The sequence below is a fragment of the Mucilaginibacter celer genome (genome assembly GCF_003576455.2).
GTDB lineage: Bacteria > Bacteroidota > Bacteroidia > Sphingobacteriales > Sphingobacteriaceae > Mucilaginibacter > Mucilaginibacter celer.
In genome coordinates, this window is sequence record NZ_CP032869.1 from 3,903,193 (window position 1) to 3,917,599 (window position 14,407).

Consider the following 14,407-nt stretch of genomic DNA (forward strand, 5'->3'; position numbering starts at 1 on the left):
AATGCGGGTTAGATAATATAAATCAGCCCCTGTTTGCAAAGTAACGGTTTTTTGATGAGTTTTTGTTGGATAGATCAGGTATTGATTTCTGTCGCCTTGAAATAGTTATTAAATTTATCCTTCTTAACAAGGATATGTCGTTACAAAATCAGCAGATAGAACATGGGTTTCCCGAAAATATAATATTAGGCCAAAAGCCGGTTTCAGGAAATGACTCAAGAAACAACGAACCGTAAAATAAGACAAACGGCCAACACAGAAATCCCGAATATAAAGTACGAAGGCTGGGAATATTAAGCATTAAAACAATCTTCAATCATCCCGGCAAAATACATTTTTCCAGAATTTTGGAATACTAAATCGCAAATCAGTCTTGATAGCCTTATATTTGCCCATGATTTCTTCGCAAAGATATGATCAGCGTGGCGTATCAGCCTCCAAAGACGATGTTCACAATGCCATAAAAAACATAGATAAAGGCATTTTCCCGAAAGCTTTCTGCAAAATAGTTCCGGATATATTAACCAACGATGCCGAGTATTGCAATATTATGCATGCCGACGGCGCAGGTACCAAATCATCCTTAGCTTACACCTACTGGAAGGAAACCGGCGATATCTCTGTTTGGCGCGGTATTGCCCAGGACGCCATCATCATGAACCTGGACGACCTGCTTTGTGTTGGAGCTACAGATAACATCCTGCTATCATCAACCATTGGCCGCAATAAAAACATCATCCCAGGCGAAGTTATCGCGGCAATCATCAATGGCACCGAAGAAATTTTAGCCGAACTACGCGAAGCCGGCATAGGCATTTACTCAACCGGCGGCGAAACCGCCGACGTTGGCGACCTGGTGCGCACCATCATTATTGATTCGACAGTTACCTGCCGCATGAAACGCGAAGACGTGATCTCGAACCACCGCATTGAACCCGGCGACGTGATTGTTGGTTTAGCATCATACGGACAAGCTACTTACGAAAAAGAATACAATGGCGGTATGGGCTCAAACGGCCTTACTTCCGCCCGTCACGATGTGTTTAATAAAACCATTGCCAATAAATATCCCGAGGCTTACGATGCTGCAATACCTAACGAACTCATATTTTCGGGCAGTAAAAACCTTACCGACCCAATTGAGATAGGCAACGGCGAAACCGTTACTGCCGGTAAACTGGTATTGAGCGCTACCCGCACCTACGCCCCTATCATCAAACAAATACTGGATGGATATCGCAGCCAGGTGCATGGTATGGTACATTGCAGTGGCGGCGCGCAAACCAAAGTATTACACTTTGTTGAAGGCTTGCATATTATTAAGGATAATTTATTCCCGGTTCCGCCGCTGTTTAAGCTTATCCACGAAGAATCAAAAACCAGCTGGCAGGAAATGTACAAGGTATTTAACATGGGTCACCGTATGGAGCTTTATGTGCCTGAAGCTATTGCTGCGGATTTAATCAATATTTCGAAAAGCTTTGGTGTGGATGCGCAGGTTATTGGGCGGGTTGAAAAGGCAGAGAGCAAGAAAGTCACTGTAACTTCGGAGTTTGGGGTGTTTGAGTATGAGTAGAAATATCTTTATAAACAGAAATGCGCTTGACGAAACTCAAGCGCATTTTTTATTCCTATTTTTCTAATCTACTCTAAAGAAGATTTATCCAAATATCTACAAATAAAAAAGCCCGGTCAATTTGACCAGGGCTTTCATTTTATTTAGCTAAACTTTCAATTAGTTAAAGATATACCTTAAACCAATTTGAGCTTGCCAGCGTGATACCTGCGAAATACCGTTACCAAATGTAGAAGTAAGCGGGATTTGGTTTGTATTATCTAAATAAGGGAAAGAAAACGTAGGCTTTCCGTTATTTGGATCGGATGGGTTAGCCGCGTTGTTATAAATACCTTTAAATGATAAGAGGCTTGCACGGTTAACAAATTTATAGTTACCCCAGTTTCTGTTCAGGAAGTTACCAAGGTTAATAATGTTAAATTCTAATTGCAAGGTGTTTTTCACTTTACCTGTGGTTGCGTAAAGATCCTGGGTGAAGTTAAAGTTAACCTGATTGAAGTAAGGAAGCACTAAACCGTTACGCTCTGCGTATTTGCCGCGACGTTTACTCAGATAAGGATCCTGGTTGATATAGGCACTTAATTGAGCATATAGCACGCCACCATCGTCTTTTCCATTAGTATTTAACAAAGTTTTGGTACCGGTACGTAAATCGCCCGCGTTATCGGCAACCAATATGATATCGCTTGCATTTTTAGGAATGTACATCAAATCGTTTACAGTTTGACCATCACCATTTAAGTCGCCAGCGTAAGTATATGAAGCTACACCGTTGTTAGCAGTTTCAAAAGTTAAACCAACCGAGGTAGTAAGGTGTTTAATATAATCTTTACGATATGACATCGAAGCAATAACGCGGTTTGGCTGGTAGAAATTTGCGTAAGAAGTTGCATCTGAGTTTGGATCGCCAGACACATAACGGTCTCTCCAGGTTGATTGAGCGATAGAGCCACCATCGTTAACCGTACGGGCATCAGAATGCGTATAAGCGATGTTGAAATAAAACTCTTTCCAGGTTCTTTGCAACTGGGCGGTAACGCTATAAGTATATCCTTTGCTGGTATTTTTCATCAGGATAGCATCACTAATGTTAGGATTCTCAGGGGTGTTTCCGGCAGCTAAAACTGGATATGCTGTACTGCTACTGTAACGGAACCTATTATCGCTACCCATAAGATTTGAACCGGTAGAAGGCAATGCTATGTTAGTGAAATATACCGAATTGATATCTTTTGAATAAATACCTTCCAACGTACCAATGATACCGAAAGGTAATTTTTGATCAACCGCTAAGTTAACCCTAAAGTTAGATGGAAATTTGAAGTTCTTATCGGTAATAACCAGGTTGTACGAATTAGATGCAGCACCGGCAGCAGGCCTGTTTTTGTTAACATCTCCGCTAAATATAAAACGCGGATCAGTTGCAGATACGCCTGCCGAGCCTGGCTGGATGTTATAGAAGCCGAACTGAACACCATTGTTACTTGCCTGGTTTGAAATATATACATAAGGTACCGGACCGGTAAAGATACCTGCACCACCGCGTACCTGAGTAGATGCGTCGCCATTAACATCCCAGTTAAAGCCTACCCTTGGCGAAATCTGGATAGATGTTTTAGGAAATTGCGCAGTATTAACTTTGTAACCACCCAGGAAACCTGTAAGATTTGCGGCCGAGGCATTAAACTGGCTTTCGGTATTGTAAACCGGTAAATCGGCACGGATACCGTAAGTTAATTTGAAGTTATCGTTAACAGTCCATTTGTCTTGCGCGTAAATACCTACAGTATATGATTTTACGTATGCAAACGGAAACGAACCATCCGGCAAAGCTGAGTAGCGAAAACTATAAAGACTTGCAGTAGCCCTTTGCGCATTACTTAAACCATTATTTGGATCAGCAGAGGCGTAAAAATCGGCTAAGCTCTTGAAACGGTAAATACCATAGTAGTTAGGGGCAAAACCATTTTTAAATTTATTCGACTCGTACGAAATGCCAAAGTTTAACTCATGTTTACCTTTGTAAACAGTTAAGTTATCTGATGCCTGCCATGTATCGGTATTTAACACGTTATTAGCTGTAAATGGCTCGTAACCAAATGAGGTCATTGTAGTTCCATCCGGATTTTGGATATCAACCATCGGGAATGGATTACCGCCCAGAGATTCGCGAAAATCGCGTAAAGACTGGTAACCAACGGTTAATTTATTAGCCACGGTTGAACTGATGCGTGTATTCAACTCAGCAATACCGATATTAAAGTTATTATTGATGGTATAATAAGAGGCAAAGAACGGCAGGTTTGCTCTGCCCGGCGTACGACCACCTGAAGGCGCGCCAGAACCACTCGGAGGCACATCACGGAAAGATTTCAGATAGAAATATTTCAATGATAAAGTATTGTTTTTATCGATGTTCCAATCCAATTTGGCAGCAATTTTATCTGATTGCGTACGTAACTGGTAGTTTTCAAAAGCACCTGGGTTATAACCATAGTTTTTTTGAAGGAAAGTAGAAAGATCTGTTAAATCTTTGTAAGTAACTTGTGAAATACTACCACCAGCTGTTTGGCCATCGCGTAAAGCGGTGTAAGAAGTTGCAGGGTCTTTAATCCTTTCCTGCTCGCCAGATATAAAGAAGAATAATTTGTTTTTGATGATCGGGCCACCTAAGCTGATACCGCGTTGATTATAATCAACTGTTGGTTTTTGAACATCAGTGGTAAGGGTGTGTAAACCTGTTAAACCGGCCGAACGTTTGTAGTAGTATACACTACCTTTAAATTCGTTGGTACCTGATTTGGTTACGGTATTGATACCGGTACCTGCAAAACGGCCCTGGCTAACGTCGAAAGGAGAAACAGAAACCTGGATCTGCTCAATCGCGTCTAACGAAATTGGCTGAGAGTTTGCCTGGCCACCCAAAGTGTTTGACAAACCAAATGAGTTGTTAAACAACGCACCGTCAACAGTTAAGTTGTTACCGTTACCGTTACGACCACCGAATGATGTACCATTAGCAGTAGGCGTTAATTTAGTATAATCATAAATTGACCTGTTGATAGTTGGTAAACGATCGATCTGGGCACGGTTAATGATCTCCTGCGAGCCTGTGCGTGAAGTGTTGATCACCTTGTTTTGAACACCAGACACAACAACCTCTTTCAATTCGGTGTTGGTTGGAGCCATTTTAGCGTTGATCTTGAAATCCTGACCTAAAGACAAGGTGATGTTGTCTTGAGTAAAAGTGTTAAAACCGATAAATTTGAAGCTGATAGTGTACGGACCACCAACACGGATGTTTGGTAAGTTGTAACGGCCATCAACACGGCTAACGGTTGAATAATTAGTACCTGTAGGGGTGTGTAACGCTGTGATGGTTACACCAGGGAGTGGTAATCCCTTTTCGTCAACCACTGTACCCGACATACTACTCGTAGTAACGTTTTGCGCGAACGCAAAATTTAGGGTAAGCAGCGAAAAAATGAATAAAAGAAGGTAATGCTTCCTCATAAATTGCTTTTTTTAATTATACGTTTAATTAATTGGCGCAAAGATAATTAATGAACCAATTCCCAATGTTAAATTAAGGTTAACAATTATTATATATTTATCAACATTTTACAAGATAAACACAAAACCCCTAAAATAATGGTCATTATTGCTGAAAATATTGTAAATTTTATAACCTAAATCATATCGGGCCTACGGTTAAAATTAACACATCGTGTTTTATGACATTAAGAAGATACAAAGTGCCATCGGTGCAGTATTAGCTATTTGATTGCATTTCATTGTTTCAGCCCTTTTACTTAGCTTTGGCATTCAAAAAATAATGCCTGTATTTTAAGACTAATTAAATACAGCGCTTATTTACCTTTTGAAGAAATTAAAAAGTATATCAATAATATGGATTACGATGTAATTGTTATTGGGTCTGGTCCGGGTGGCTATGTTGCTGCTATCCGCGCATCCCAGCTTGGTTTAAAAACCGCCATTGTAGAGAAAGAATCATTAGGCGGCATTTGCTTAAACTGGGGTTGTATCCCAACCAAGGCTTTGTTAAAAAGCGCCCAGGTTTTTGAATACCTCAACCATAGTGCCGATTACGGTATTAAAATTAACGGCGCCGGCGAGGTTGACTTTGCCGCTGTTGTTAAAAGAAGCCGCAACGTTGCCGATGGCATGAGCAAAGGTGTTCAGTTTTTGATGAAGAAAAACAAAATTGACGTACTTGTTGGCTTCGGCAAATTAAAAAGCAAAGGCGTAGTTGAAGTTAAAGCTGCCGATGGTACTGCTAAAACTTACAACGGCAAGCACATTATATTAGCTACCGGCGGCCGCTCGCGCGAGTTACCTAACCTTAAACAGGATGGTAAAAAAGTTATCGGCTACCGCCAGGCTATGGTACTGCCTCAGCAACCAAAATCAATGATTGTGGTTGGTTCAGGCGCTATCGGCATCGAGTTTGCTTATTTCTACAACTCGATAGGCACTAAAGTTACCGTGGTTGAGTACCTGGATAACATCGTTCCGCTTGAGGATGAAGATGTATCAAAAAGCCTTGCCCGTATCCTTAAAAAACAAGGTATCAATATCATGACCGGCTCGAACGTTGAATCGGTTGATACCAGCGGCGAGCTTTGCAAGGTTAGCGTTAAAACCGCTACCGGTACCGAAACATTAGAAGCAGAGATCGTGTTATCGGCAGTTGGTATCGCTACCAACCTTGAAGGCATCGGTTTGGAAGAGAACGGTGTTAAAACTGATCGTGGTAAAGTATTGGTTGATGATTTTTACCGCACCAACGTTGAAGGCGTTTATGCCATTGGCGATATTGTAAAAGGCCAGGCCCTTGCTCACGTAGCATCTGCCGAAGGTATTATCTGCGTTGAAAAAATTGCAGGTCAAAACCCTCATCCGCTTGATTATAATAACATTCCGGGCTGTACTTACTGCTCGCCTGAAGTTGCTTCGGTAGGTTATACCGAAAAGGCGGCTAAAGAGGCCGGTTACGAAATTAAAGTAGGCAAATTCCCATTCTCGGCATCGGGCAAAGCAAGTGCTGCAGGTGCTAAAGATGGTTTTGTAAAAGTGATATTTGACGCTAAGTATGGCGAGTTTTTAGGCGCGCACATGTTAGGCTACAACGTTACCGAAATGATTGCCGAAGTAGTTACAGCCCGCAAACTGGAAGCTACCGGCCACGAGATCATCAAATCGGTACACCCGCACCCTACCATGAGCGAAGCTGTAATGGAAGCAGCTGCCGAAGCTTATGGCGAGTGTATCCACTTGTAAGCCCCCTAACCCCATGAAGGGGAAACAATAGTTTATGATAGCCATAAATTGATGTATTAAACATTCAATTTATGGCTATTTTTGTTTTAAACACGCTCCATAGACCATGGTCTATGGACTATCGACCAACATGAAACTACACACCATCGATACCGGCTTTTTTAAATTGGATGGCGGCGCCATGTTTGGCGTTGTGCCCAAAACTATCTGGAACAAAACAAACCCTGCCGACGAGAATAATCTTTGCACCTGGGCCATGCGCTGCCTGCTGGTTGAAGATGGCGACAGGCTTACCTTGATAGATACCGGCATTGGTAACAAACAAAGCGAAAAGTTTTTCAGCCATTATTATTTACATGGTGATGCCAGCCTGGATAGTTCATTAAAATCTTTAGGTTTTCATCGGGATGATATCACCGACGTATTTTTAACCCATTTGCACTTTGATCACGTAGGCGGAGCGGCTGTACGTGAGGGCGAAGCACTTTTACCTGCCTTTAAAAATGCTACTTACTGGAGCAATCCAAAGCACTGGGACTGGGCGGTAAATCCTAACGAACGTGAAAAAGCTTCGTTCTTTACAGAAAATATTATTCCGATACAGGAAAGCGGGCAGTTGCAGTTTATTGATGTTAAGGATGGCGTAAATTTCGGCAATGATTTTGACGTGCGCTTTGTATCCGGCCATACCGAATCGATGATGTTGCCGCTTATTAATTATAAAGGGCATAAAATATTATATATGGCCGATTTGCTGCCATCAACCGGGCATCTCCCTATCCCCTACGTTATGGGCTACGATATGTTCCCGCTTATTACCCTTGCCGAGAAGAAATTATTTTTAAACGAGGCACTTGAAAATGATTACGTTTTGTACTTTGAACACGACCCTATAAACGAATGCTGCACCTTACAACAAACAGAAAAAGGTATCAGGATAAAGGAAACTTTTAAGCTGAATGAGTTATAATTTCCCGCATTCCGCAAAAATCATACCGCTTGCAACAATCCTTAACAATAATGTAAAAATTACACTTATTCTTAATTCTGATTTTACAACATACTAATTATCAGCTTATTAAAATTTTTCTTAATTACATATTTTTTTTCAAAATACGTTATGCAATTGTAATTTTTTAGAACAAATTTGTAGCTTTACACGTTGTAATCCCTAAACACGAATAGCGAGGCTTAATAACTAAATGAGACAACTCAAAATAACGCAATCCATTACCAATCGCGAGTCGCAGTCACTTGATAAATATCTGCACGAGATTGGTAAGGTAGACCTGATAACCGCTGAAGAAGAAGTAATTTTAGCTCAAAAAATCCGCGAGGGCGACCAGGCGGCTTTAGAACGTTTAACTAAAACCAACCTCCGCTTTGTTGTATCCGTTGCTAAACAATACCAAAACCAGGGCTTAACGCTGGGCGATTTGATTAACGAGGGTAACCTTGGTTTGATCAAGGCTGCCAAACGTTTTGACGAAACTAAAGGTTTTAAGTTCATTTCGTATGCCGTATGGTGGATCCGCCAGTCGATATTGCAGGCTATTGCCGAGCAATCGCGTATTGTGCGTTTACCGTTAAACCAGGTAGGTTCATTAAGTAAAATAAGCAAGGCTTTCTCAAAATTAGAGCAGGAATACGAGCGCGAACCATCGCCCGAAGAACTTGCCGACATTTTGGAAACCACCGTTGATAAGATCTCTGATACTTTAAGCAATTCAGGCCGCCATGTTTCGATGGATGCGCCGTTTGTTCAGGGCGAAGAAAACACGCTGCTGGATGTACTGGAAAACCAGGAACCCAACACTGATTCCATCCTGATTAACGAGTCGTTATCTGAAGAGATTAAACGTTCGCTCTCAACCCTTACCGAGCGTGAGCGTGAGATCATTGTGTTGTTTTTCGGTTTAGGTACCAACCACCCGCTATCGTTGGAAGAAATAGGCGAAAAATTTAACCTTACCCGCGAGCGTGTTCGCCAGATTAAGGATAAGGCTTTGCAACGCCTGCGCCATACGTCAAGGAGCAAGATCCTGAAATCGTACTTAGGTTAATTAAAGCCTTTCTCAATATTTGAAGCCATCGGTAAAGCCGGTGGCTTTTTTGTTAGTTACCATCACGTGCGTTCCTACTTATGAAATATTTAAAATGGGTGTCATGCTGAGCCTGTCGAAGCATGGCGGGCAGGGCCTTTAGGCGCGCGCCTTCGACAAGCTCATGATGACATAATTAAAAAAAATTGTCATCCTGAGCGATAGCGAAGGATCTTCTTCAACAAGCATGGCGGCTATGCAGGGCGAAGAAGATGCTTCGTTCCTCAGCATGACAAAGGGGAAAATGTCATATCTCCTTCAGATGCCGCGGCTTTTACTCACACAATTACGTGGTGGCTTACAAACAAAAAAAGCGGCAGGTAAAACCCACCGCTTTCATTATTTTAAAAGGCACAGCAACTAATCTCTAATCACCAACCTCTAATCTCTAAACTTAAAGCGCCAACACTTCTTTAACGCGGTCAGCAGCTTCTTTCAGCAAGATAGCCGAGTAAACTTTCAGGCCTGAGTTATCAATCAGTTCTTTAGCCTCGGCAGCGTTGGTGCCTTGCAAACGAACGATGATTGGCACAGGGATATTACCGATCTCGTTATAAGCATCAATAACACCTTGCGCAACACGATCGCAACGAACAATACCACCGAAGATGTTGATCAGGATAGCTTTAACGTTTGGATCAGACAGGATGATATTGAAACCTGCTTTTACAGTTTGCGCGTTAGCAGTACCACCTACGTCCAAAAAGTTAGCCGGCTCGCCGCCTGCAATTTTAATGATATCCATGGTAGCCATAGCTAAACCTGCACCGTTAACCATACAACCAACGTTACCGTCAAGTTTTACATAGTTAAGGTTTGATTTGCTTGCTTCAACCTCGGTTGGGTCTTCCTCGTCGGTATCACGCAGAGCAGCATAATCCGGGTGACGGTATAACGCGTTGTCGTCAAGGTTTACTTTAGCGTCAACGGCTAAAATTTTATTATCAGAGGTTTTTAAAACCGGGTTAATTTCAAATTGCGATGAATCGGTACCTTCATAGGCTTTGTATAAAGCGGCAATAAATTTGGTCATATCCTTAAACGCCTCGCCTTCAAGGCCAAGGTTAAAGGCAATTTTACGGGTTTGAAAGCCCTGTAAACCAACTTTAGGATCAATCTCTTCTTTAAATATCAATTCGGGAGTTGAGTGTGCAACTTCCTCGATATCCATACCACCTTCGGTACTATACATAATGATGTTGCGGCCACGGGCGCGGTCAAGCAGTACGCTCATGTAAAACTCTTTGGTAGCGCTTTCGCCAGGATAGTAAACATCCTGAGCTACTAAAACCTTCTTAACTTTTTTACCTTCTGGTCCGGTTTGCGGAGTAACCAGTTGCATACCGATGATGTTACCGGCATGTTCTTTTACCTGGTCAACATTTTTGGCCAGTTTAACACCACCGCCTTTACCACGGCCGCCTGCATGTATCTGAGCTTTGATAACAACCCAGTCCGAACCGAAGTCTTCTTTCATTTTTTGGGCAGCCTCAACAGCCTGCTCAACAGTATCGGCTACAATGCCTTCCTGAACTCTAACGCCATAGCTTTTTAATATAGCTTTACCCTGATATTCGTGAATATTCATGTTTTGAAGAATTTGCGGTAAAGCTACAATTTTGTTTGAAACGGTAAAGTGCTTGTTTCAGTTTATTTGATTCCTTTTAGTCTGAATCAGAATTTACAGAATTTTAGGATTAACAGAATAATGCATGAAATTAAGCAAAATCCTGCCCATGTTACAATCCCCCAAAAATCCAGGTTCAGAAAAATCAGCGAAATCAACGTAATCAAAAATCAATCAACGATCAAAATCCGTGTAATCAAAAAATAATCGGTGTAATCCCAACAAAAATAAATCAGCTAATCCGTTAACTTTGCCAAATGCTGATAGCAACATCCATTCACAAATCATACGGGCAGCTTCAAATACTTAAAGGGGTTGACCTTGAAGTACAAAAAGGCGAAATTGTAACCATAGTAGGTGCATCCGGCGCAGGCAAAAGCTCATTATTAAATATATTAGGTACGCTTGATAGGGCCGATTCAGGTACTTTAACCATCAACGGCCTCGAATTGAGTAAACTCAACAACAAACAATTAAGCGATTTCCGTAACCGGCAAATAGGCTTTATTTTTCAGTTTCACCATTTATTAGCCGAATTCAGCGCGATAGAAAACGTGTGTATCCCCGCTTTTATAGCAGGCAAATCAAAAACCGAAGCCGAAAAACGTGCCGGCGAATTATTGGATTTGTTGGGCCTGAAAGATCGGCTGCATCACAAACCTAACCAGCTATCAGGCGGCGAACAGCAGCGTGTGGCTGTAGCGAGAGCTCTCATTAACAGGCCGGCACTTATTTTTGCCGATGAACCATCGGGCAATCTTGATTCTGTGAATGCACTCGAACTTCATGAGCTGTTTATCAAACTTAAAAACGAGTTTAAACACACCTTTGTTATTGTTACCCATAACGAAGACCTTGCAAATCTGTCGGACAGGACGGTGACCATGAAAGACGGATTAATTGTAAACGGGCATTGATATGGCTATTTTAATTACGGCAGCAACATCAGCACAGGCCTATCAGCTTAAAAACAAACTGGAAGGGCATGACATTATTTTAGGCGATTATCAGGAACTGCCTGAGTTTATGGTAAAAACAGGCAGGATGATTACATTGCCCAAACCAGCATCGGCAAGTTACACGCACGAAATCCTTACGCTTTGCCTGGATAAAGAGGTGGATACTGTTTATTTATTCAGGCCCGACGAAACCGCTTTATTATTAAAGGCCGAAACTCTTTTTAATGAATATAATATCACCTTACAGGTTGTTGCTTAATGGAATATAAGGACATAGATAAACGTAAAACCGCTTTTATTTTTGAGCTGGATGATGTACTTTTTCCCGGGAAGGATTATTATTTCCAGGTTTATTACCTGTTTGCCAATATGCTTGAGTACGTTGAACTTACCGATGCCAAAGCGGCAACCAAAGTGCTTACAGATACGTATATAGCAGAAGGAAAGGATGCCGCGTTTAATAATTTAGCACAACAGTTTCCGGAAGCCGAGCAATACCGCGACAAGTTTGAAAACCAGCTTCTGACAGCGAAATTGCCGTTAAAACTGCTTTTATACCAAAATATGCTTACCTTGATGCAGGAAATAGTGGTTGACCGTAAGAAGCTGTTCATTGTAACCAACGGAAACATCCAGGAGCAGATTAACAAAATAAAGCAAACCGAATGGCATGGTTTGGAAAAATACCTGAGGTGTTATTTTGCTGAAGAAACTGCCCCCAAACCCGAACCCGATGTAATTGAATTACTGATGAAGGATAATAATTTGCAACGGCGTGATATAATAATGATAGGTAATTCGCAAGCCGACATCTTATGTGCAGAAGCCTGCGGGGTTGACTATATTAATGTTGAAGAGTTTTTATAACATAAGTTATAACATACTTAACAATAAGGCGTTAAACACATAAACTCTGTTTTATATGAGAAGAATATTCTATTTTTTAGCCGTTATCTCCGTAGTTTCATTAGCTGCCTGTAAAAAAAACAAACCAGGAACCGGAGGAGGAAATGATAATAACAACGACAATTCCGGCCCTCCGGCTACCGGCACGGTGTTAGATAAAATCAGGGATTCGGTTTTCCTATATCCAAAAGAAACTTACCTGTGGTACCAACAATTACCCTCATATAAAGATTTCCAGCCGCGCAATTACGTAAGCAGCGATACCATTACGGGCTTAAGCAGCGAGGTTGATCATCTTTCGCAATATGCCATTAATCCTACCAGCAACCGCCCTTATGAATATTACGATGCCTCGGGTACGGCCAAATATTCATTTATTGATGATGGTGCCGTATCCAGCGAGTTAGGTGGCAACGGCGGCGATTTTGGCTTTTCGGTATTTTACCCAACCCGTTCAGATCTGCGGATAAAATACGTATACCCCAACTCTCCCGCCGATAAATTGGGGGTAAAACGTGGTTATCGTATCACCAAAATAAACGGCCGCACTAATCTTGATTATGACGATGGCGGCGCAACAACCCAGTTTGTAATCCAGGCCTATGCTTACAGCAAAACCATCAACATGACACTTACGCGGTACGACGGCAGTTCGATTGATGTTACGCTCAATACAGATAAATATACCATCAACCCCGTTATTACCTATAAACAATTGGATGCCGGCTCGGGCAAAAAGGCGGGTTATATGGTTTTTAACTCGTTTACTGATAAAAGTAATGCCGGCCCTAAAATACTCGAGGCTTTAAACAGCTTTAGTGGCCTTAGCGATGTTATTATCGATTTAAGATATAACGGCGGCGGCTCGGTAGAAACCGCCGAGTACTTCGATAACCTGCTGGTTCCGTCGGCAAAAAACGGCACCAAAATGTATACCGCATATTTTAATGATAAGCTCACAAGCGATAATTATACACTGTTTAAAAAACTGTACGATATCCCCAACGGCTTTTTCTCGGTAAACAACCAAACTGTGAATTTCCAAAAACAGGGTTCGTTTAACTTCAGCAAAATCATCTTCCTGGTGGGTGGTGGTACAGCATCAGCCAGCGAACTTACTATCAACAACCTTTTAGGCATACCCAGCTTAGATGTAGAATTAATAGGCGATCAGACTTATGGTAAACCGGTTGGCTTTTACGGTATCGATATTAACAAATATCAGCTATATATGCCTATGTTCTCAACTAAAAACGCATCAGGCAATGGCGACTATTACGATGGCATGGCCCCGGGTTCGGGTGTGTACAAAGGAAAATTGGCCGATGATGACCTGACCAAAGATTTTGGCGATCCTACAGAAAATTTGGTATCACAGGCTTTATACTACATAGCCAACGGCAAATACAAAACCACCTCAACGCAAACTCAAAGTTTTGCAAGCTCATCAAAAAGCATCATGACCACCGAACAGAAACGTGCGATGGTGCAAAAGTTTAATCAAAGTAAGATTAAAGGTTTGATGCTGAAAACCCCTGCTGTGTTTAAAAAGAAGCAATAAGGATTTTTGTAATCTATATGCGAAGGCGAAGAGTTGTAAAGTACTTTTCGCCCTTTTTGTTTTTCTATCAGCAATAACGAAGTGCCGGCTCGAAGACGAATCCGTCAACAGGAAAGCTTCGGGCGAAAGCGGGCGGAACGATGGTGGCCTTGAGCGCAGGAAGGGGCATAGCTACTTTTTGCAGAAGCCGGGGCTATGACCGAACGCAGTAGGGCAAAATTTAGCAGCCCGCGGTTCTGCCCGGTTTGCAGCGCAAAGGCGAGCGTAGGGAATGAGCGCAGGCCGGTGCGACAAGGAAGCCTTCCTGGTGACTTTACTTTTTGGGTACTTTTGTGTCAAGACAAAAGTACCTGGCCCCGCCCGGCCAAGAGGGCG

The 14,407-nt window shown here is 42.0% G+C and carries 10 protein-coding genes; 8 read left to right on the forward strand and 2 right to left on the reverse strand.

Annotated features, from left to right (window positions below; genetic code table 11):
* Positions 1 to 394 precede the first annotated feature (394 nt).
* Positions 395 to 1,576 carry an AIR synthase related protein gene (locus tag HYN43_RS15650; protein WP_205589780.1) on the forward strand — a complete coding sequence of 394 codons (1,182 nt, stop codon included), beginning with the start codon at positions 395 to 397 and terminating at the stop codon, positions 1,574 to 1,576.
* A 159-nt stretch (positions 1,577 to 1,735) separates the two neighbouring features.
* Here HYN43_RS15650 and HYN43_RS15655 read toward each other — a convergent pair whose 3' ends face one another.
* Positions 1,736 to 5,089, reverse strand: coding sequence for a TonB-dependent receptor (locus tag HYN43_RS15655; RefSeq protein WP_119410241.1), 3,354 nt, complete (start codon positions 5,087 to 5,089; stop codon positions 1,736 to 1,738).
* A gap of 396 nt (positions 5,090 to 5,485) precedes the next feature.
* On the opposite strand from HYN43_RS15655, the gene lpdA reads away from it, so the two are divergent.
* The 3 genes from lpdA (at position 5,486) to HYN43_RS15670 (ending at position 8,940) form a co-directional block, all read left to right on the forward strand.
* Positions 5,486 to 6,877 (forward strand): dihydrolipoyl dehydrogenase, encoded by a 1,392-nt coding sequence (gene lpdA, locus HYN43_RS15660; protein ID WP_119410242.1) that lies wholly within the window; start codon positions 5,486 to 5,488, stop codon positions 6,875 to 6,877.
* Between the two features lie 130 nt (positions 6,878 to 7,007).
* A complete protein-coding gene (locus HYN43_RS15665) occupies positions 7,008 to 7,847 on the forward strand; it encodes an MBL fold metallo-hydrolase (protein WP_119410243.1) in 840 nt (279 codons plus the stop codon).
* A 232-nt stretch (positions 7,848 to 8,079) separates the two neighbouring features.
* On the forward strand, positions 8,080 to 8,940 hold the full coding sequence (locus HYN43_RS15670) for a sigma-70 family RNA polymerase sigma factor (protein WP_090466905.1): 861 nt from the start codon (positions 8,080 to 8,082) through the stop codon (positions 8,938 to 8,940).
* A gap of 433 nt (positions 8,941 to 9,373) precedes the next feature.
* On the opposite strand, the gene sucC is transcribed toward HYN43_RS15670, so the two are convergent.
* Entirely contained in the window at positions 9,374 to 10,567 is a 1,194-nt protein-coding gene (gene sucC / locus HYN43_RS15675) for an ADP-forming succinate--CoA ligase subunit beta (RefSeq protein ID WP_119410244.1), read from the reverse strand.
* A 296-nt stretch (positions 10,568 to 10,863) separates the two neighbouring features.
* Between sucC and HYN43_RS15680 the strand changes: the two genes are divergently transcribed.
* From HYN43_RS15680 to HYN43_RS15695, 4 genes are read left to right on the forward strand one after another with little or no spacing between them, the layout of a single operon-like run.
* Entirely contained in the window at positions 10,864 to 11,523 is a 660-nt protein-coding gene (locus HYN43_RS15680; RefSeq protein ID WP_119410245.1) for an ABC transporter ATP-binding protein, read from the forward strand.
* A gap of 1 nt (position 11,524) precedes the next feature.
* Positions 11,525 to 11,824, forward strand: coding sequence for a hypothetical protein (locus HYN43_RS15685; RefSeq protein ID WP_119410246.1), 300 nt, complete (start codon positions 11,525 to 11,527; stop codon positions 11,822 to 11,824).
* On the forward strand, positions 11,824 to 12,432 hold the full coding sequence (locus HYN43_RS15690) for an HAD family hydrolase (RefSeq protein ID WP_119410247.1): 609 nt from the start codon (positions 11,824 to 11,826) through the stop codon (positions 12,430 to 12,432). The genes HYN43_RS15685 and HYN43_RS15690 overlap by 1 nt, the downstream gene beginning before the upstream one ends.
* A 55-nt stretch (positions 12,433 to 12,487) precedes the next feature.
* Positions 12,488 to 14,032: a S41 family peptidase gene (locus HYN43_RS15695; RefSeq protein WP_119410248.1), complete on the forward strand. Its 1,545-nt coding sequence runs from the start codon at positions 12,488 to 12,490 to the stop codon at positions 14,030 to 14,032.
* The last annotated feature ends 375 nt before the right edge of the window (positions 14,033 to 14,407 follow it).

Bases quoted from the DNA above. Each gene is read 5' to 3' on its own strand.
- HYN43_RS15650 (WP_205589780.1), top strand. From the start codon at position 395: ATGATTTCTTCGCAAAGATATGATCAGCGTGGCGTATCAGCCTCCAAA.
- HYN43_RS15655 (WP_119410241.1), bottom strand. From the start codon at position 5,089: ATGAGGAAGCATTACCTTCTTTTATTCATTTTTTCGCTGCTTACCCTA.
- lpdA (WP_119410242.1), top strand. From the start codon at position 5,486: ATGGATTACGATGTAATTGTTATTGGGTCTGGTCCGGGTGGCTATGTT.
- HYN43_RS15665 (WP_119410243.1), top strand. From the start codon at position 7,008: ATGAAACTACACACCATCGATACCGGCTTTTTTAAATTGGATGGCGGC.
- HYN43_RS15670 (WP_090466905.1), top strand. From the start codon at position 8,080: ATGAGACAACTCAAAATAACGCAATCCATTACCAATCGCGAGTCGCAG.
- sucC (WP_119410244.1), bottom strand. From the start codon at position 10,567: ATGAATATTCACGAATATCAGGGTAAAGCTATATTAAAAAGCTATGGC.
- HYN43_RS15680 (WP_119410245.1), top strand. From the start codon at position 10,864: ATGCTGATAGCAACATCCATTCACAAATCATACGGGCAGCTTCAAATA.
- HYN43_RS15685 (WP_119410246.1), top strand. From the start codon at position 11,525: ATGGCTATTTTAATTACGGCAGCAACATCAGCACAGGCCTATCAGCTT.
- HYN43_RS15690 (WP_119410247.1), top strand. From the start codon at position 11,824: ATGGAATATAAGGACATAGATAAACGTAAAACCGCTTTTATTTTTGAG.
- HYN43_RS15695 (WP_119410248.1), top strand. From the start codon at position 12,488: ATGAGAAGAATATTCTATTTTTTAGCCGTTATCTCCGTAGTTTCATTA.